At 73.0% G+C, this 17878-nt stretch carries 18 protein-coding genes; 14 read left to right on the top strand and 4 right to left on the bottom strand.

Features of this window, described 5'->3' with window-relative positions; genetic code table 11:
• Positions 1–28: 28 nt before the first annotated feature.
• Both ACYF6T_RS11365 and ACYF6T_RS11370 read right to left on the bottom strand, forming a co-directional pair.
• A complete protein-coding gene (locus ACYF6T_RS11365; RefSeq protein WP_461695654.1) occupies positions 29–784 on the bottom strand; it encodes a dienelactone hydrolase family protein in 756 nt (251 codons plus the stop codon).
• A 108-nt stretch (positions 785–892) separates the two neighbouring features.
• Positions 893–1513, bottom strand: coding sequence for an L-threonylcarbamoyladenylate synthase (locus tag ACYF6T_RS11370; protein WP_461695656.1), 621 nt, complete (start codon positions 1511–1513; stop codon positions 893–895).
• 216 nt (positions 1514–1729) lie between these two features.
• Here ACYF6T_RS11370 and ACYF6T_RS11375 point away from each other — a divergent pair, with 216 nt between their 5' ends.
• The 14 genes from ACYF6T_RS11375 (at position 1730) to ACYF6T_RS11440 (ending at position 16034) form a co-directional block, all read left to right on the top strand.
• Positions 1730–3217 carry a helix-turn-helix domain-containing protein gene (locus ACYF6T_RS11375; RefSeq protein WP_461696003.1) on the top strand — a complete coding sequence of 496 codons (1488 nt, stop codon included), beginning with the start codon at positions 1730–1732 and terminating at the stop codon, positions 3215–3217.
• Positions 3218–3559: 342 nt separating this feature from the next.
• Positions 3560–4123, top strand: a complete 564-nt coding sequence (locus tag ACYF6T_RS11380; RefSeq protein WP_461696004.1) for a hypothetical protein — start codon at positions 3560–3562, stop codon at positions 4121–4123.
• Positions 4120–4770: a vitamin K epoxide reductase family protein gene (locus ACYF6T_RS11385; RefSeq protein WP_461695658.1), complete on the top strand. Its 651-nt coding sequence runs from the start codon at positions 4120–4122 to the stop codon at positions 4768–4770. The genes ACYF6T_RS11380 and ACYF6T_RS11385 overlap by 4 nt, the downstream gene beginning before the upstream one ends.
• Positions 4771–4908: 138 nt before the next feature.
• A complete protein-coding gene (gene ctaD / locus ACYF6T_RS11390; protein WP_461695659.1) occupies positions 4909–6582 on the top strand; it encodes an aa3-type cytochrome oxidase subunit I in 1674 nt (557 codons plus the stop codon).
• A gap of 2 nt (positions 6583–6584) precedes the next feature.
• Complete coding sequence (locus ACYF6T_RS11395) at positions 6585–7142, top strand: hypothetical protein (RefSeq protein WP_461695660.1); 558 nt, start codon at positions 6585–6587, stop codon at positions 7140–7142.
• 121 nt (positions 7143–7263) lie between these two features.
• Complete coding sequence (locus tag ACYF6T_RS11400) at positions 7264–8613, top strand: transaminase (RefSeq protein ID WP_461695661.1); 1350 nt, start codon at positions 7264–7266, stop codon at positions 8611–8613.
• Positions 8614–8662: 49 nt separating this feature from the next.
• Positions 8663–9103 carry an Lrp/AsnC family transcriptional regulator gene (locus tag ACYF6T_RS11405; RefSeq protein WP_461695662.1) on the top strand — a complete coding sequence of 147 codons (441 nt, stop codon included), beginning with the start codon at positions 8663–8665 and terminating at the stop codon, positions 9101–9103.
• A 62-nt stretch (positions 9104–9165) separates the two neighbouring features.
• Positions 9166–9402, top strand: coding sequence for a hypothetical protein (locus ACYF6T_RS11410; RefSeq protein ID WP_461695664.1), 237 nt, complete (start codon positions 9166–9168; stop codon positions 9400–9402).
• Between the two features lie 106 nt (positions 9403–9508).
• Positions 9509–10090 carry an SMI1/KNR4 family protein gene (locus ACYF6T_RS11415; RefSeq protein ID WP_461695665.1) on the top strand — a complete coding sequence of 194 codons (582 nt, stop codon included), beginning with the start codon at positions 9509–9511 and terminating at the stop codon, positions 10088–10090.
• Between the two features lie 93 nt (positions 10091–10183).
• The gene (locus tag ACYF6T_RS11420; RefSeq protein ID WP_461695667.1) at positions 10184–10963 is read left to right on the top strand and encodes an alpha/beta fold hydrolase; all 780 of its coding nucleotides are present in this window, start codon (positions 10184–10186) and stop codon (positions 10961–10963) included.
• 88 nt (positions 10964–11051) lie between these two features.
• On the top strand, positions 11052–12278 hold the full coding sequence (locus tag ACYF6T_RS11425; protein WP_461695669.1) for a PP2C family protein-serine/threonine phosphatase: 1227 nt from the start codon (positions 11052–11054) through the stop codon (positions 12276–12278).
• Between the two features lie 131 nt (positions 12279–12409).
• Positions 12410–14050, top strand: a complete 1641-nt coding sequence (pgm, locus tag ACYF6T_RS11430; protein WP_461695670.1) for a phosphoglucomutase (alpha-D-glucose-1,6-bisphosphate-dependent) — start codon at positions 12410–12412, stop codon at positions 14048–14050.
• Between the two features lie 112 nt (positions 14051–14162).
• Entirely contained in the window at positions 14163–14993 is an 831-nt protein-coding gene (locus ACYF6T_RS11435; protein WP_461695671.1) for a PP2C family protein-serine/threonine phosphatase, read from the top strand.
• 60 nt (positions 14994–15053) lie between these two features.
• Positions 15054–16034, top strand: coding sequence for an MASE1 domain-containing protein (locus ACYF6T_RS11440; protein ID WP_461695672.1), 981 nt, complete (start codon positions 15054–15056; stop codon positions 16032–16034).
• 10 nt (positions 16035–16044) lie between these two features.
• On the opposite strand, the gene ACYF6T_RS11445 is transcribed toward ACYF6T_RS11440, so the two are convergent.
• Both ACYF6T_RS11445 and ACYF6T_RS11450 read right to left on the bottom strand, forming a co-directional pair.
• The gene (locus tag ACYF6T_RS11445; protein ID WP_461695673.1) at positions 16045–16497 is read right to left on the bottom strand and encodes a hypothetical protein; all 453 of its coding nucleotides are present in this window, start codon (positions 16495–16497) and stop codon (positions 16045–16047) included.
• A gap of 115 nt (positions 16498–16612) precedes the next feature.
• Positions 16613–17767 (bottom strand): FAD-dependent oxidoreductase, encoded by a 1155-nt coding sequence (locus ACYF6T_RS11450; protein WP_461696005.1) that lies wholly within the window; start codon positions 17765–17767, stop codon positions 16613–16615.
• Positions 17768–17878: the final 111 nt, after the last annotated feature.

The raw sequence follows: 17878 nt of genomic DNA on the forward strand, positions 1-17878 counted from the left end.
CACCGCGCGGTGGGCGCCCGAACCGGTGTCAGAAGGTGCGCCGCAGCAGGTCGAGCAGCGCCTCCCAGTGCCGCTCGTCGCTCTCCTTGTGGTAGGCGGCGGTGTCCGCCTGCGTGTATCCGTGGGGCGCGCCGGCGTAGACCTCGCAGCGGTGCCGCACGCCCGCCGCGGTCAGTGCCTGCTCCAGGCGTTCCTGCTGCTCCGGCGGCATCGAGGGGTCCTCGTCGGCGTGGCCGAAGTACAGCTCGGCGGTGATGCGCCCGGCCGCCAGGTGCGGGCTGTCCGGCGCGTCCGTCGCCAGGCCGCCGCCGTGGAACCCGGCCGCCGCGGCGACGCGCTCCGGGTAGGCGCCGGCGGTGCGCAGGACGAGCCGGGCGCCCATGCAGTAGCCGGTCAGTGCCACGGGCCCGTCGGCCGCCAGCGGCGACTCGGCCAGCCACCGCAGATAGGCGCCCGCGTCCCGCACGGCCCGCTCGGGCGTCAGCGCCTCCATCACCGGCTTGATCTGCCCCCAGATCTCCGGCCGCGCCGAGGGGTCGATGAACTCGGGCAGGTCGAAGACGGGCGAACGGCCGTGCCGGTAGAAGACGTTCGGCACCAGGACCGTGTAGCCGGCCTCGGCGAGCCGGTCGGCCATCGCCCGGAGGTGGGGGCGCAGCCCGAAGGCGTCCTGGTAGAGCAGGACGGCCGGGTGCGGACCGCCGTCACCGGGGTGGGCCAGATAGGCGTCCGCGACGCCGTCCTCGGTGGGGATCTCCACGGCTGTTCCCTGTACGGAGGTCATGGGGAGGTCTGCCTCTCTGCGCACGCGACGGTGGCCGGGCCCGGTCGGAGGGACCCGGTCCGGATATCGTTGCACGTGCCACCGACCCGGCTCGAAGGGGCCCCGGGCTCACTCGAACCGGGTGACGTCCCCCGCGCCGCGCCGCACGATCGTCGCCTCGCCGTCGGAGAAGTCGATGACCGTCGTCGGCTCGGTGCCGCAGTCCCCGGAGTCGACCACCGCGTCCAGCACGTGGTCCAGGAGGTCCTTGATCTCCCAGCCCTGGGTCATCGGCTCCTCCTGGTCGGGCAGCAGCAGCGTGCTGGAGACCAGGGGCTCGCCGAGCTCGGCGAGCAGCGCCTGGGTCACCACGTGGTCGGGGATGCGCACGCCGACCGTCTTCTTCTTGGGGTGCTGGAGCATGCGCGGCACCTCCCTGGTCGCCGGCAGGATGAAGGTGTAACTGCCGGGCGTGGACGCCTTGATCGCGCGGAAGACGTCGTTGTCCACCCGCACGAACTGGCCGAGCTGCGCGAAGTCCTGGCAGACCAGGGTGAAGTGGTGCCGGTCGTCCAGGTGGCGGATGGCGCGGATGCGCTCCATGCCGTCCTTGCTGCCCAGCCGGCAGCCCAGCGCGTAGCAGGAGTCCGTCGGATACGCGATGAGCGCGCCCTGGCGGACGCTGTCGGCGACCTGGGCGATGGTGCGCGGCTGGGGGTTGTCGGGGTGCACGTCGAAGTACTTCGCCATTGGCCGAGCTTATGCCGTGCGCGGCCGTGCGCCGCGCAGGGTGGGGGTGGCCGCCCCGGCGAGCGGGGTGGCCGCCCCGTAACGCGGTAGGGATCGCCGTCGTCGGTAACCCGTCAGGATCGCGGGCCCGTCGGCGGGGCGGCCGGCGGGCCCGTGTGAGGTAACGTCCCCGACCGAAACCCCGAGGTCGAAGCGATGGACGAGGAGAAGGCCGACATGGCTGGCCGCAACGACGGACCCCGCCGGGCGGACGCCGACACCTCCGCCTGGGCGGAGGCGCTGCTCGACCAGCTGCGGCCGAGCGCACGCGACGTGCGCAAGGTCGTGGCCTGGCTCGCCGACGCCGTGCACGGCACCGCCTGTCTGCAGGACGGCACCGGGGCCCTCGTCGCCGGCACACCCGTCCCGCTGGACCGGGAGCTGGTCGCGGACATCGCCGCCGGCCGGATCGCCTCGGCCGCGTGGGAGGGCGAGGGACGGCACCTGCGCCTGGTGAAGGTCGAGCAGCCCCACCCCGCGCCGGCCGGTGTGCTCGCGGCCGCCCGGACGGCCCCCTTCGACCGGCGCACCTCCGACATCGTCGCGTACACCGCCCAGGTCGTCGAACTCCTGCTCAGGGCAGGTGAGGCGACCGCGGCCGGGCGCCGCCTGGAGCGGGCCGCCGCCGATCTGCGCCTGGCGATCCTGCAGTTGCTGATGGTCGAGGACACCGTCTCCGCGCGCCGGGTGGCCGCGGGGCTGTGGCCCGGCCTGCTGGACGCGGACACCGCGTGCGTGTACGTCCTCGAAGGGTGCGTCGCGGACCGGGACCGGATCGCCGAGGAGTGCCTGGACGTGACGGGGGAGCGGGCGCTGGTCGTGCGCTGCCCGGCGGTCGACGCGCACGTCATCGTCGTCACACCGCGCGACGCGGCGGCCGACGCGCTGCGCTCGCTCATCGGCCGGCACCCCGGCGTCTTCCTCGGCGGCAGCACCCCGCACAGCCTCGCCCGCATCGCCACCGCCTACGGCCAGGCCGTCAGCGCCCTGGCCGTGGCCCGCTACCGGCCCGACCAGCAGGCCGTGTACGCCGAACGCAGCCACCCCGAGCGGCTGATGGACCCGGTCGCCCTGCGGGCGTGGACCGCCCGCGTGCTGCGCCCGCTCGACGCCCTCGCGCACCACACCCGCGCCGAACTGCTCGCCACCACGCGTCTGGGCCTGGAGTTCACCGCCGTCAGCGCCGCGAAGGTCCTCGGCGTCAGCCGCAACACCGTCCGCGCCCGCATGGAACGCGTCGAGACGCTGCTGCGTGCCGACTTCTCCGACCTGGCCGTCCGGGCCGTCGTCCACCTGGCCCTCAACTCCCACGCCGGATCCGCGGACCTGCCCGGCGATCCCCCGCCCGCCGCCGGATCGGCCGGCCTTAGCGACCTGCTCACCGGGCCGGCCCTGCGCGTCTGGGCCGACGACCTGCTCGGCCGGCTCGCCGGGGACGGCCGGGACCTGCGCCGCACCCTGCGCACCTGGATCGCCGTCGGCGCCAACGCCGAACGGGCCGCGCAGACCCTCGGGGTGCACGCGCAGACCGTCCGCGAGCACGTGCGCAGCGCGGAGCCCGTCCTGGAGCGCCAGCTCCTCGCCTCCGGCAGCGACCTGTACGAGGTCGTCCTCGCCCATCTGGCGCTCGGTGACCTCGACGCACCCGCCCTGCACGGGACATAACCGGCCAAGCCGGACGCACCTGTGCACGGGTGAGCCCTTCGGGCGCCGAGGCGGGCACCGGCACGATTCACAAGGGCTCAACCAGGCACGTAAGTTCGACGCGCCGTGGGGGCGCGACCGGAGCGGGGGACCGGTCGGGCCCCCGCCGCGCGTGCACCGGGAAGCGGCCGACGTGGCCCATCGAGCAAGGGGATCGCCACCGGTCCGCAAGTGCGTCGCAGCCGTCGGCGCAGGGCCGTTCGGCCCTGTCGTCCGCCGGGCGTTCTGGCTTCACTGATCCCGCGGTCGCGCCCCGTCGTGCGCGGGCGGACCCGCGGTGTGAGGACAGGAGGCGAACGGATGATGATCGCGGCGGTCGGCCAGGCCGACCTGACTCCCGATACGCGCAAGCTGGTGGAGGCCGAGCTGGGCACGGCCCTGCAGCGGCTGCCGGCGCGCGCGGTCGGTGTGGTGCGGGCCGGTGCGGGGGTGCCGGTGCTGTTCGGGCGGGCGGCGCGGGCGGCGGGCCGATCGCTGGTCGTGGTCACGCCCACGCAGGGGATGGTGCCCGCCCTGCTGCCGGCGGGCGACCGCGTGGCCACCGGCGAACTGCTGGGCCTCGCCGCGCAGGTGCGCCTGCTGGCGTACGACCCCGGCGACCGCGACGCGTGCGTGGGCGCGGACGAGCGGATGATCGCGGGCTGCCGCGGACTGCTGGCGGTGTGGGACGGCTCGCCGTCCAGCGGGCGCGACGCCACCGCCCATCTCGTCGCCTACGCCCGCGCCCACGGCGTCCCCGTGGAAGTCGTGTGGCCGCGGGGCGCCGAGCGGACGACCGGTCCACCGCGGTCCGCCGCCCGGCCGGCACCGCCCCTGGTGCGCTCAGCGCCCGCCCTGCTCGACGACCGGACGGGACACGCCGGATGACCGGCGACACCGCCACCCACGAGCGGGCCCTGGCGCCCCGGACCCGGCAGATCACCCCGGAGGGCGCCACCGGCGGCTCCCGCGCCTTCGCCTGGTTGCTGATCACGGCCGGCGCTCTCGGAATCCTCGCCTCCTTCGTGATCACCGTCGACAAGTTCCGGCTGCTGCAGGACCCGGCCTTCAGTCCGTCCTGCAACCTCAGCCCGGTCCTGTCGTGCTCGAACGTGATGCGCAGTCCGCAGGCATCCGTGTTCGGCTTCCCCAATCCGATGCTGGGGCTGCTGGCCTACCCGGTGGTCGTGGCGGCCGGGCTGGCGCTGCTGGCCGGGGCCCGCTTCCGGCGCTGGTTCTGGCTCGGCCTGAACGCCGGCACGTTGTTCGGCGCGGGTTTCTGCATGTGGCTGATGTCCCAGGCGCTGTACGTGATCGGCGCGCTGTGCCTGTGGTGCTGCCTGGCCTGGGCGGCCACCATCACCCTGTTCTGGTACACGACCGTGCACAACCTGCGCCACGGCGTGATCCGGGCGCCGCGTGGACTGGTGGCCGGAGTGCGCGAGTTCCACTGGGTGGTGCCGCTGACCTGGTGCCTGAGCATCGTGATGCTCATCGCCACGCGCTGGTGGAGCTACTGGCAGACGCTGCTGTGACGGGCCGGGGCCCCGAAGAGGGACCCTTGGGCCCCAACGCGGCCGCGCGCGGGGACCGTTAGGCCCTACCGAGCCCCCGTACCCCTGAGCCGATCATGTGGCGGCACGTCACATGAGCAGCTGAGAGGACACCGTTCGGTGGACGAAGTACAGATACGGCCCGGAGTCGAGCCCGCCGCGCCCACGGGGCCGGCCACGCGAGCGCCGCGCCCGTCGTGGACGCAGTGGCTGACGACCACCGACCACAAGAAGATCGGGACGATGTACCTGGTCACCGCGTTCGCGTTCTTCATCGTCGGCGGTGTGCTGGCCCTGCTGATGCGTGCGGAACTCGCCCGGCCGGGCCTGCAGATCATGTCGACCGAGCAGTTCAACCAGGCGTTCACGATGCACGGTTCGATCATGCTGCTGATGTTCGCGATGCCGCTGTTCACCGGCTTCGCCAACTGGATCATGCCGCTGCAGATCGGCGCCCCGGACGTGGCCTTCCCGCGGCTGAACATGCTGGCCTACTGGCTGTTCCTGTTCGGCTCCTCGATCGCCGCGTTCGGGTTCCTCACCCCGGGCGGCGCCGCCGACTTCGGCTGGTTCCTGTACGCCCCGCTGTCCGACGCCGTCCACTCGCCCGGCCTCGGCGCCGACCTGTGGATCATGGGCGTGGCGCTGTCGGGGTTCGGCTCGATCCTCGGCGCGGTCAACTTCATCACCACCATCATCTGCATGCGCGCACCGGGCATGACCATGTTCCGCATGCCGATCTTCACCTGGAACGTGCTGCTGACCGGCGTGCTGGTCCTGATCATCTTCCCGGTGCTGGCGGCCGCGCTGTTCGCCCTGGAGTGCGACCGCAAGTTCGGCAGCCACGTCTTCGACGCCGCCAACGGCGGTGCGCTGCTGTGGCAGCACCTGTTCTGGTTCTTCGGCCACCCGGAGGTGTACGTCCTGGCGCTGCCGTTCTTCGGCATCGTCTCCGAGGTCGTCCCGGTCTTCTCCCGCAAGCCGATGTTCGGCTACATGGGCCTTATCGGCGCGACGATCGCCATCGCGGGTCTGTCGGTGACGGTGTGGGCGCACCACATGTACGTCACCGGCGGCGTGCTGCTGCCGTTCTTCTCCTTCATGACCTTCCTGATCGCGGTGCCGACCGGTGTGAAGTTCTTCAACTGGATCGGCACGATGTGGAAGGGCTCGCTGTCCTTCGAGACGCCGATGCTGTGGACCACCGGCTTCCTGATCACCTTCGTCTTCGGCGGACTGACGGGCGTGATCCTCGCCTCGCCGCCGCTCGACTTCCACCTGTCCGACTCGTACTTCGTCGTCGCCCACTTCCACTACACGGTCTTCGGCACGGTCGTGTACGCGATGTTCGCCGGATTCCACTTCTGGTGGCCGAAGATGACCGGCAAGATGCTCGACGAGCGCCTCGGCAAGATGACGTTCTGGACGCTGACGGCCGGCTTCCACCTCACCTTCCTCGTCCAGCACTGGCTGGGCGTGGCGGGCATGCCGCGCCGGTACGCCGACTATCTGGCGGCCGACGGCTTCACCGCCCTCAACACCCTGTCCACCATCGGCTCGTTCCTGCTCGGCCTGTCGCTGCTGCCGTTCTTCTACAACGTGTGGAAGACCGCCAAGTACGGCGAGAAGGTGGACACCGACGACCCGTGGGGCTACGGCCGATCGCTGGAGTGGGCGACCTCGTGCCCGCCGCCGCGGCACAACTTCACCTCGCTGCCCCGCATCCGCTCCGAGTCCCCGGCGTTCGACCTGCACCACCCCGAGATCGCCGCGGCGGCCGAGGCGGTGAGCTGAGCGTGTCGCACGCCGTCCCAGGGCTGGGCGCGGCCCTGCTGACCGCGGCCGGCAGCGTCTGGTACGTCCCGGCCCTCGCCGACCTGCGCGCCGGAGCCGACCGGCCGCCGGCGCGCCGCACCGCCGCCCTGGCCTGCCTCAGCGGCTGGGCCGGAGTGGCGGGGTTCGCCGTACTGCTGCTCGCCGGCGCGGCGTGGCAGGCGGCGTGCGCGACGGCGGTGGCGGCGATGACGGTGGCCGCCGGCCTGCGCGCCGGCGCCGCCGTGCGGCATCGCCGGGAGGCGCGGGAGGCGGCCCGGCACTGGGCGGCGCTGGGGTCGGCTCCGCCGCCGCGTCACGGCTTCCGGTACGTCTTCGCCGCCCTCGTCGCCTCCGGAGTGGCGGCCGCCGCGGCGGGCGCGGTCCTCGCCACCGCCGCCGGGTCCGGGGACGGCCTCGGCCGGCCGACGGCCGTCCTGGCTCCCGCGGCGATCGTCGCCGTGTTCCTGGCCTTGGCGACGGCGGTGGCACGCGCGGCTCGCTCCCGGTCGGACGCGGGCCACCGGCAGTCCCGCCACTAGTGCGCGCGGCGATCGAAACGATTGTACGGACGATTGAATCTGTTGCCGTCGCTTGTGAACGCACCGGATCGAGTCGTACGCTCCGCATGTTCGATCGTCGTCCGACCCCTTGAGGTGTGCCATGGACCGCTCCCGCCTGCAGGACCTGCTGGCCCGCGAGAAGGCGGAGGCCGAGCGCCGCTGCCCGCGTTCGAGGGAGGCGTACGCGCGCGCCGACCACCTCTTCGGGCGGGTGCCGATGACGTGGATGAACAAGACGGCGGGCTCCTTCCCCCGCTATCTGGCCGGCGCGCGGGGTGCTCGGGTGACGGACGTCGACGGGCACGAGTACGTCGACTTCTGCCTCGGGGACACCGGCGCCATGGCCGGTCACTCCCCGGCGGTCGTCGCCGAGGCCGTCCAGCGCCGTTTCGGCGAGCTGGGCGGCGCCACGGCGATGCTGCCGACGGAGGACGCCGAACACGTCGGTGCCGAACTCACCCGCCGCTTCGGGCTGGCGCGCTGGAGCTTCTCGCTGACGGCGACCGACGCCAACCGGTGGGCGATCCGGCTGGCCCGCGCCGTCACCGGCCGCCCCAAGATCCTGGTGAACAGCTACAGCTACCACGGCAGCGTCGACGAGTCGCTGATCGTGGTCGGCCCCGACGGCCGGGGAACGGCCCGCCCCGGCAACGTCGGAGCCCCCTGCGACGTCACGCTGACCAGCCGCGTGGCGGAGTTCAACGACCTCGACCAGCTGGAGCGCGAACTGGCCCACGGCGACGTCGCCGCCGTCCTGATGGAACCCGCCCTCACCAACATCGGCATCGTGCTGCCCGAACCCGGCTACCTGGCCGGCGTGCGCGAACTGACCCGCCGGCACGGCACACTGCTGATCAACGACGAGACGCACACCTTCTCGGCGGGCCCGGGCGGCTGCACGGCGGCCTGGGACCTGGAGCCCGACCTGCTGACCATCGGCAAGGCCATCGGCGGCGGCATCCCGGCCGGGGCCTACGGCCTCTCCGCCGAACTGGCCGACCAACTCCTCGGCCGCGGCGACCTCGACCTCGTCGACATGGGCGGCGTCGGCGGCACCCTGGCCGGCAACGCCCTGTCGATGGCCGCCGTACGGGCCACCCTGGAGCACGTCCTGACGGACGAGGCCTTCGCGCGGATGGCCAAGCTGTCCGAACGGTTCGAGGCGGGCGTCCGCGCCGGCATCGAGGCCCACGCCCTGCCCTGGTCGGTCAGCAGGCTCGGCGCCCGCACCGAGTACCGCTTCGCCGACCCCGCGCCGCGCACCGGCACCCAGTCCGCCGCGGCCGCCGATCCCGACCTGGAGGACTTCCTCCACCTCTACCTCGCCAACCGCGGCATCCTGCTCACCCCGTTCCACAACATGGCCCTGATGTGCCCCGACACGACGGAGCAGGACGTGGACACCCACACCGGCCTGTTCGCCGCCGCCCTGTCCGAACTGGTCGGCTGACCGGCGTCGATAGGGTGGGCCGACCCCGCCGGAAAGGACGTGTGACGACGTGGACGAGATCGACCGGGCCATCCTGCGCGAACTGCAGACCGACGGCCGTATCGCCTACGCCGACCTCGGCCCCAGGGTCGGCCTGTCCGCGTCGGCCGCCCGCCAGCGCCTCCAGCGGCTGCTGGACTCCAAGGCCGTCCAGGTGGTCGGCGTCACCGACCCGATGTCCATGGGCGGCCAGGCCATGGCCCTGCTCGGCATCGGCGTCGACGGCGACCCGCGGGCGGTCGCCGACGAACTGGCCCGGCGGCCCGAAGTGGTCTACTCGGTGCTGACCTCGGGCGGCTTCGACCTGTTCGCCGAGGTGGTCGCACCGGGCCCGCGGGAACTGCTGGACTTCGTCAACGACGTCGTCCGGCCGATCGAGGGCGTCGAGCGGATCCAGTCGTTCCCGTACTTCGGCATCCACACCCACCGATTCCTCTGGGACCTGGGCTGATTGGCGGGCGCGGGACGGGTACTCGGACCTCTCCGGAACGACAACCGCTGGAGGAGGTTCGGATGACCAGCAGCAGCGAGACCGGCGGCGTGACCGGTACGCCGGACAAGGACTACAACCTCATCTGGTACGTGGAAGCGTGCCTGAGCAACGCCCTGCGCCTGGAGAGCTACATCCAGGACGCCGAGCGCGAGAAGGACACCGAGGTCGCCGATCTGTTCCGCAAGGCCCAGGCCGACAGCCGCAAGGGCGCCGAACTCGGCAAGGACCTCCTGCGCGCGCGCCTCAGCGGAGGCTGACGGCGGTTTGCCGAGCGGGCCCGGACGCCGTGACGACACGGTGGTCCGGGCCTTCCGCGTGCCGACGGGGCGTCAGATGTCAGTGCCGGCTGGCACCATGCGACGTATGACCCCGTCGACCACCGCGTCCTGGAGCCGCATCGAGACCTGGCTCGCGCGGCACGCGCCGCGCACCCGCGCCGAACTGGCGCCGCCCGCCGCCCCCGAGGCGATCGCCGCCGCCGAGGAGGCCGTCGGCATGCCGTTTCCCGAACCGCTGACCGAGTCCCTGCTCCGGCACGACGGCACGGGCTGCGGCGTCCTGCTGCCGCCGTTCTGGACGATGCTGAGCACCGAGCGGATCGTGGACGACTGGCGCATGCGGACCCGGATCCACGGGGCGCCGTCCGCCGCCGACGAGGAGCGGGATCCGGAGTCCGAGTACGGCCCGTGGTGGCACCGCCAGTGGATCCCGTTCGCCGCCGACGGCTGCGGCGACCACCTGGTCGTCGACCAGCGCCCGACGCGCCGCACCGGACGGATAGGCGACGCCGACCACGAGGACGGCTGCCGCTTCCCCTCCCACCCGATGTGGTCCTCGCTGCCGGCGCTGCTGGACATGACCGCCACCGCGCTGGAGACCGGCGGCCTGCTGGACTGCTACGAACGGCTCGTCGTCGACGAGCAGGAGCTGTCCTGGGACTTCTGACCGGCTCCGCGTCCCCGGCCGGGGACGGTGACGGAAACCCGCGCTCCCGGCTACCGTACCGGCCAGTAACCGGACTGGATCCAGGAGGCCCCCATGCCGCAGCTCGAAGTCGACGGCGCAGCGCTGACGTACGACGACGAGGGGCCCCGCGACGGCGACGGCGTGCCCCTGGTCTTCGTCCACGGCTGGACGGCGAACCGGCACCGCTGGGACCACCAGATCGAGCACTTCGGCCGCAAGCGCCGCGTGATACGCCTGGACCTGCGCGGCCACGGCGACAGCACCGGCAAGGGCGTGCGGAGCGTCGACGAACTCGCCGCGGACGTCCTCGCCCTCCTGGACCACCTTGAGGTCGACCGGTGCGTCCTCGTCGGCCACTCCATGGGCGGCATGATCGCCCAGACGGTCACCCTGGCCGAGCCCGACCGCGTCGAGCGGCTGGTGCTGGTGGACTCCATCAGCCGCATGACCTACAGCCGGGGCCGCGGCCTGCTGATGGGCCTCTCCACCCTCGTGCCCTACCGGCTGTTCGTCGCCGCCAACATCCAGCGGGCCTTCGCCCCCGGCTATCCGCGCGAGGAGATCCGCAAGTACGTCGAGGCCTCCGCGGCGACCCCGAAGGAGGTCGTCATGACGCTCTACGGCGCCATGCGGGCCTTCGACGTGCTCGACCGGGTGGGCGAGATCCAGGCGCCCACCCTGCTGATCCACGGCTACCACGACATCCAGCTCCCCGTGAAGCAGATGCTGCGCATGGCGAAGGCGTATCCCCATGCCCTGGTCCGCATCATCGACGGCGGCCACGAACTGCCCGTGGAGAAGCCGGCGGAGGTCACCGCGGCCATCGAGACGTTCGTGACCGTCCCGGCCTGACCCGCGCCCGCGCTCCGCGCACACTCGCCCCGGGTCGCTACCGGCCCTCCGGCCCCGCTGATGTTGGGATGGGACGCGGCAGAAGGGGATGGTGTTGGAAGGTGACCGCACAGCCGGGGCCCAGCCGGACCCGGCGGACTGCTTCGCCCTCGCCGGGCGGGCCGTCGCCACGATCGGAAGCTCGCTGGACGAGCGCAGAACGGCCGGGGAGTGCGCCCGCTTCCTGGTCGAGGAGCTGTGCGAGGCCGCGGCCGTCGACCTCCTGACGGACGAGGAGGAACGGCGGGCACGGCGCGGCACGCTGCGCCCCGCGGCCTCGGCGGGCCGGCGCGAACTGGTGGAGGACCTGCGTCACGTGCCGCGCAGCGACGTGCTGGTGCGCGCCCTGGACGCGGGTCATCCGATCACCGCGTCCTTCAGCCCGGACGGGCGCGAGCCGGTGGCCGCGCTGTCCGTGCCGCTGCTGGCCTGGGACCGCGCCTACGGGGCGGTCGTGGCCGTGCGCACCGGCCGGGCGTTCACCGACGGCGAGGCCACGGCCGTGCACTACGCGGCCCGGCTGACCGCCGCCCACCTCCACCACGCCGTCGAACACCGCCGGCTGCGCACCACCGCCCTGCACCTGCAGGAGAGCCTGCTCGCCGAGCCGGGCCGCCCGCATCCCAACGTCGACATGGCCACCCGCTATCTGCCGGCCGGCCGGGGCGCGGTGGTCGGCGGGGACTGGTTCGAGACGGTACGGCTGCACTACGACCGCACGCTGCTGGTCATCGGCGACGTGATAGGGCACGGCCTGGACGCGGCGGTCGACATGAACGCCTACCGCTCGATGCTGCGCTACGTCGCCTCCAAGGACCTTCCGCCGCACCGCATCCTGCGCCGCGTGGACACGGCCATGTCGCAGGACGACCACCGCAGACCCGCGACCTGTCTGCTCGCCCTGCTGGACCCCGCCCGCGCCACGGTCGCCTTCGCCGGCGCCGGCCATCTGCCGCCTGCCGTCTTCCACCGCGACGGCTACGGGGAACTGGTCCCGCTGGCCGTGGGCCCGCCGCTGGGCACGGGACTGGCCGACTACCAGACGACCACCGTCACACTGGGCCCCGAGGACACCCTCGTGCTGTTCACCGACGGACTCGTCGAACGCCGCGGAGAGGACATCGACGCCTCCCTCGCCCGTCTGGCCGGCCTGCGCCTGCGCCCCGGGAAGGACGTCGCCGAGGTCCTGGACGAGGTCCTCACCCACCTGACGGTCGAGCAGCCGGAGGACGACATCGCGGTGATCACGGCCCGCTTGCGGCACCGGGTCTCCTGAACGAGGGTCCCGCGTCGAAGCCCACCACACGCGTTGACGGTCCGTCGGGGGCCCCTCGCCCGCCGTCGGCGTCGCGAGGGAAGATGGCTGGGCAAGCGTTTCCGGTGGAACCGATGTGGAGGAGCGGGTACATGCAGCACGAGCGAGCGGGCAAGCCGGCCGGTCCGGAGGATCTCGTCGACGTCGCCCGGCTGGTCACCGCGTACTACGCGCTGCACCCTGATCCGGCCGACCCGGGCCAGCGGGTGGCGTTCGGCACCTCGGGTCACCGGGGATCGTCGCTGGCGACGGCGTTCAACGACGACCACATCGCCGCCACCAGCCAGGCCATCTGCGAGTACCGCACCGCGCAGGGCACCGACGGCCCCCTCTTCCTGGGCGCCGACACCCACGCCCTGTCCGAGCCCGCGAAGGTCACCGCGCTGGAGGTGTTCGCGGCCAACGAGGTCACCGTGCTCATCGACAGCGCCGACGGCTACACGCCCACGCCTGCGGTCTCGCACGCCATCCTCACCCACAACCGCGGCCGCACCTCGGGCCTCGCCGACGGCGTGGTGGTCACCCCCTCGCACAACCCGCCCGCCGACGGCGGCTTCAAGTACAACCCGCCCAGCGGCGGACCGGCCGGCTCCGACGCGACGTCCTGGATCCAGGACCGCGCCAACGCCATCATCGCGGGCGGCCTGAAGGACGTACGGCGCATCCCGTACACCCGGGCGCTCGCCGCCGAGACCACCCGCCACCACGACTTCCTGGGCGCCTACGTCGCCGATCTGCCCCACGTCCTCGACCTCGACGCCGTCCGCGCCGCCGGCGTGCGGATCGGCGCCGACCCGCTGGGCGGGGCCTCGGTCGCCTACTGGGGCCGGATCGCCGAACAGCACCGGCTCGACCTGACCGTGGTCAATCCGCTCGCGGACCCCACCTGGCGTTTCATGACGCTCGACTGGGACGGGAAGATCCGCATGGACTGCTCCTCCCCGTACGCGATGGCCTCGCTCATCGAGCGGCGCGACCGCTTCCAGATCGCCACCGGCAACGACGCCGACGCCGACCGGCACGGCATCGTCACCCCGGACGCCGGGCTGATGAACCCCAACCACTACCTGGCCGCCGCCATCGCCTACCTCTACCGCCACCGCGAGCAGTGGCCCGCCGGCACGGGCATCGGCAAGACGCTGGTGTCGTCCGGGATGATCGACCGCGTCGCCGCGGACCTGGGGCGCCGGCTGGTGGAGGTGCCGGTCGGGTTCAAGTGGTTCGTCGACGGGCTGGTCGACGGCTCGCTCGGCTTCGGCGGGGAGGAGTCGGCCGGCGCCTCGTTCCTGCGCCGGGACGGTTCGGTGTGGACCACCGACAAGGACGGCATCATCCTCGCGCTGCTCGCCTCCGAGATCCTCGCCGTCACCGGCAGGACGCCCTCGCAGCACTACGCCGAGCTGACGTCCCGCTTCGGCGAGCCCGCCTACGCGCGCATCGACGCCCCGGCCAGCCGCGAGGAGAAGGCCCTGCTGGCCAAGCTCTCGCCCGCGCAGGTGGGCGCCGACACCCTGGCCGGAGAGCCGGTGACCGGGGTGCTCACCGAGGCGCCGGGCAACGGCGCCGCGATCGGCGGCATCAAGGTCACCACCGAGAACGCCTGGTTCGCGGCCCGCCCCTCGGGCACCGAGGACGTGTACAAGATCTACGCCGAGTCCTTCCGCGGCCCCGATCACCTCCGCCAGGTCCAGGAGGAGGCCAAGGAGGTCGTCATGGCGGCCCTGGGCGGCTGAGGATCCGTAAGGGACCCACCTCCTGGGCGGATATGGCACACAAGGGTAAAATATGGTCGTTTTTACCCTGAATGTTGTCGTGAAGGGGCTGATGCCCTCACCGGAGTGATCGATGTCCCGCACGCGCCCCACGGACGACAGTGACGAGCTGCTGACCAGACTCGCCTCGCTGACCGCCCAGGCGCGCGAACTCGCGGAACTGCAGCGCTCCCGCGTCGAGCTCGCCATCGCCCTCCAGCGGGACATGCTGCCCTCCCACCTGCCCGCCGCCCCCGGCGTCCGCCTGGCCGTCCGCTACGCGCCGGCCTACCACGGGCTGAACGTCGGGGGTGACTGGTACGACGCCTTCCGCATGCCCGACGGCCGGATCGGGCTGTCGATCGGCGACGTCCAGGGGCACAACATCGAGGCGGCCGCCTTCATGGGCCAGGTCCGGGTCGGCCTGCGCGCGCTGGCGTCGGTCACCAGCGAACCGGGCGAACTCCTGGCCTGTACGAACGACCTGCTGATGTCCCTGGGCACCGACCTCTTCGCCACCTGCACCTTCATACGGCTCGACCCGGCCACCGGGATCATGGAGAGCGCCCGGGCCGGCCACATCCCCCACATCTGGGCCACGGCCGACGGCAGGTCCGGCGTCGCCCAGGACCAGGGCGGCCCGCCGCTCGGCGTCCAGAAGGGCATGGAGTACCCGGTCACCTGTCACCGGCTCACCACCGGAGGCGTCTTCGTGCTGGTCACGGACGGCGTGGTGGAAGGGCCCACGCTCAACGTCGACGAGGGCCTCGACCAGATCGTCCGCCTCGCGGGGATCGCCGCGGTCGCCGGCATGGAGGCCGGCCCGCTCGCCGACGCCGTCATCAAGGTCGCCGAACGGGTCGGACACGAGGACGACGCGGCCGTTCTGGTCGTCGGCCACGACGGGCCCGGGATTCAGCCATAGGGCCCGCCGCGGGCACCTCTCGCCTCGCCGACACGGCGGCGCCGGTGTCTGATGACAGCTGTGGTGGGTACCCAGGATCTGCGCCGGCCCGTCGTCCTCGTACTGCAGACGCTGGGCGTGGCCGTCGTGTACTTCGCGGCCGGACGACTGGGCCTGATGCGCCAGCTCGTCGTCCAGGGCGCCGTCGTCTCACCCATCTGGCCGCCCACCGGCGTCGCGGTCGCCTGCCTGCTGCTGTTCGGCCTGCGCTGCTGGCCCGGCATCACCCTCGGCACCCTCCTCGTCGTGCTGTCCATCACCACCTCGCTCCAGCCCACCGTGCTCGGCACCCTGCTGGGCAACACCGCCGCCCCCGTCTGCGCCTGCCTGCTGCTGCGCAGGGTGGGCTTCCGCACCGACCTCGTCCGGCTGCGCGACGGCCTGGCCCTGGTGTTCCTGGCCGCGCTGACGGCCATGCTCATCAGCGCGACCATCGGCGCCGGGCTCCTGGTCCTGACCGACAAGCTCCCGGCGGGCCAGTTCTGGCCGGTGTGGGTGGCCTGGTGGGTGGGTGACGCGATGGGGGTCCTGATCGTGACGCCGGTGCTGCTGATGCTGCGGGCCGCCCGCTGGCCGCCGCCGCTGTCCCGCTGGAAGGAGGCCGCGGCGCTGACCGTGATCGCCGCCGTCCTGGTGCCGTACGCCACCCGCAGCCCCGTCAGCCTGATGTTCCTCGTCTACCCGCTGCTGATCTGGGCGGCCCTGCGGTTCGAGCTGCCGGGGTCCATGCCGTGCGCGCTGTTCGCCTCCGTGCTGGCCACCGTCGCGGCGACGGACCACGTCGGCCCCTTCGAGGGGCTGTCCCGCGTGGGGACCCTGATGAAACTCCAGGCCTTCAACGGCTCGATGGCGCTGACGGCCCTGCTGCTGTCCGCGGTGATCGCCGAGCAGCGCAGCACCAGACGGTCGGTGGAACGTGCCTGCCAGGAACTGGTCGAGGTCTTGCAGCACCTGACCGCGGGCGAGTCCCCGGACGGCCGGCCGCCGCTGGACCGGCGCTGAGGCGCCGGGGTCACTCCCACAGCGGCAGGGTGACCGTCTGGGCGTAGACGTCGGGCCTGCTGCCGGGATAGGTGAGGGTGATCTCGGTGAAGTGCCACAGCGTGGGGCGCTTCTTCCAGGGGTGCGGATCACTCAGCCGCACGGTCACGGGGTAGGCGTGGAAGGTGCCCGCCGCGCAGTAGGGCTTGCAGTCGTTGACCAGGTTGACGCCCTCGGCGCGCGCCGTGTCGGTGCCCCACTTCGACCAGTGCAGCGAGGTCAGCCGGCTGTTGCCGTCGCCGCAGGCGAGCATGAAGCCGGCGGGGCGCACGTGCGGGTGCCACAGACAGTCGACGATGACGGGCACCGCCGATGGCCGCCGCGCGGCATGCCCGGTCGTCCCCGCGGCCGGGGACGCCCCCGCCGCCGCGAGCGACGCGACACAGCACACCGCGACCGCCGTACCCACGACCCGTCGGCGCATGGCCCCACCCCTCTCGTGCGGGAGTCCCTGTACCGACGCTACGACCGGCCGCCGGCCCGCACCACTCGAACGGACCACACCCGCACATCATCGACACGGCCGGGGCCCGCCCGCCCTACGCCACCGGGTGTGCGGCCGTGATGTCCGACGACCACTCCAGCAGCCGTACGAGGTCGTCGTCGGCCCGGGACGGGGCCGCCCCGCGGTCGGAGCGGCCGGGGGAGTGGGTGCCGCGGGATATGTTGCCGCTGACGGTGGTGTTGTGGTCGGTGCGCGGGCGGCGCAGCGTCTCGTAGAGGGCAAGCGCGGTGTCGGTGTCGGGCGCGTCGCGCAGGGACTTCGCGAGGACGACGGCGTCCTCCAGGGCCATCGAGGCGCCCTGCCCGGTCGCGGGGGAGGCGGCGTGGGCGGCGTCGCCGAGGAGCAGGACCCGGCCCGAGCGCCACGGCGTGCCGGTGGGGATCTCGGTGGCGTTGGTGACCAGGAGGTCCTCTCCGGTGGCCGCGACGATGTCCGCGGCCGCGGTGGCGTCCCCGCGCAGCGACGGCACCAGCTCCGCGCGCCAGCGGTCGGGTGTGCCGTGCGTGATCTCGTCGCCGGACAGCGGTTCGCCCGCGACCCGCGCGAACCAGGAGGTCTCCCCGCCCGGCGACACCGCGTAGCCGAAGGCCGCCGCACTGCCGCGCACCATCGTGATGCACCCGTCCCCGGCCGGGACGGGCGCGGAGCCGGTGCGACCGTAGAAGACACGCTGGCCCGCGTAGCGCGGGCGGACGGCGGACGCGACGGCCTGCCGTACGGTCGAGTTGAGGCCGTCGGCGCCGATGAGGAGGTCGCCGGTGGCCGAACTCCCGTCCGCGAAGCGGGCGGTGACACCGCCGGCGCCGTCCGCCACGGAGACGAGCCGGGCGCCGTGCCGGATGCCGATGCCCCGGCGTGCCGCCTCCGCCTGCAGGGCGGCGCCGAGGTCGCCGCGCCGCAGGCAGCGGTAGCGCAGCGACGGGTCGTCGGACTCGCCGAGCGGCACGTGCGCCAGCTCGGTGCCCGTGGCGTCCAGCACCCGCATCGAGGTCAGCGCAAAGCCGAGGCGGGTGACGGCCGGAGTGGCGTCCACCTGGGCCAGGGCGCGCATGCCGTTGCTGGCGAGGGTGAGGAACGCGCCGAGGTCCTCGGCCGCGTCGGGGTGGGCCTCGTACCCGTCGACCTCGAAGCCCGCCTTGTGCAGGGCCAGGGCCGTCGCCGCACCGCAGATCCCCCCGCCGATGACCATGATCCGCACCGCACCGCTCCCCACTCGTGTCCGTACGGTGCCCACCCTCCCACGCCGCCCCCGCTGTCACCGCGCGGCGCGGTCCGTGTGGCCGCCAACGCCTTGCGCGGA

It is taken from the genome of Streptomyces sp. 7R007 (genome assembly GCF_054850255.1).

Bases quoted from the DNA above. Each gene is read 5' to 3' on its own strand.
- ACYF6T_RS11365 (WP_461695654.1), bottom strand. From the start codon at position 784: ATGACCTCCGTACAGGGAACAGCCGTGGAGATCCCCACCGAGGACGGC.
- ACYF6T_RS11400 (WP_461695661.1), top strand. From the start codon at position 7,264: ATGGACCGCTCCCGCCTGCAGGACCTGCTGGCCCGCGAGAAGGCGGAG.
- ACYF6T_RS11385 (WP_461695658.1), top strand. From the start codon at position 4,120: ATGACCGGCGACACCGCCACCCACGAGCGGGCCCTGGCGCCCCGGACC.
- ACYF6T_RS11450 (WP_461696005.1), bottom strand. From the start codon at position 17,767: ATGGTCATCGGCGGGGGGATCTGCGGTGCGGCGACGGCCCTGGCCCTG.
- ACYF6T_RS11415 (WP_461695665.1), top strand. From the start codon at position 9,509: ATGACCCCGTCGACCACCGCGTCCTGGAGCCGCATCGAGACCTGGCTC.
- ACYF6T_RS11420 (WP_461695667.1), top strand. From the start codon at position 10,184: ATGCCGCAGCTCGAAGTCGACGGCGCAGCGCTGACGTACGACGACGAG.
- pgm (WP_461695670.1), top strand. From the start codon at position 12,410: ATGCAGCACGAGCGAGCGGGCAAGCCGGCCGGTCCGGAGGATCTCGTC.
- ACYF6T_RS11410 (WP_461695664.1), top strand. From the start codon at position 9,166: ATGACCAGCAGCAGCGAGACCGGCGGCGTGACCGGTACGCCGGACAAG.
- ACYF6T_RS11445 (WP_461695673.1), bottom strand. From the start codon at position 16,497: ATGCGCCGACGGGTCGTGGGTACGGCGGTCGCGGTGTGCTGTGTCGCG.
- ACYF6T_RS11370 (WP_461695656.1), bottom strand. From the start codon at position 1,513: ATGGCGAAGTACTTCGACGTGCACCCCGACAACCCCCAGCCGCGCACC.
- ACYF6T_RS11435 (WP_461695671.1), top strand. From the start codon at position 14,163: ATGTCCCGCACGCGCCCCACGGACGACAGTGACGAGCTGCTGACCAGA.
- ACYF6T_RS11375 (WP_461696003.1), top strand. From the start codon at position 1,730: ATGGCTGGCCGCAACGACGGACCCCGCCGGGCGGACGCCGACACCTCC.
- ACYF6T_RS11380 (WP_461696004.1), top strand. From the start codon at position 3,560: ATGATCGCGGCGGTCGGCCAGGCCGACCTGACTCCCGATACGCGCAAG.
- ACYF6T_RS11425 (WP_461695669.1), top strand. From the start codon at position 11,052: ATGGTGTTGGAAGGTGACCGCACAGCCGGGGCCCAGCCGGACCCGGCG.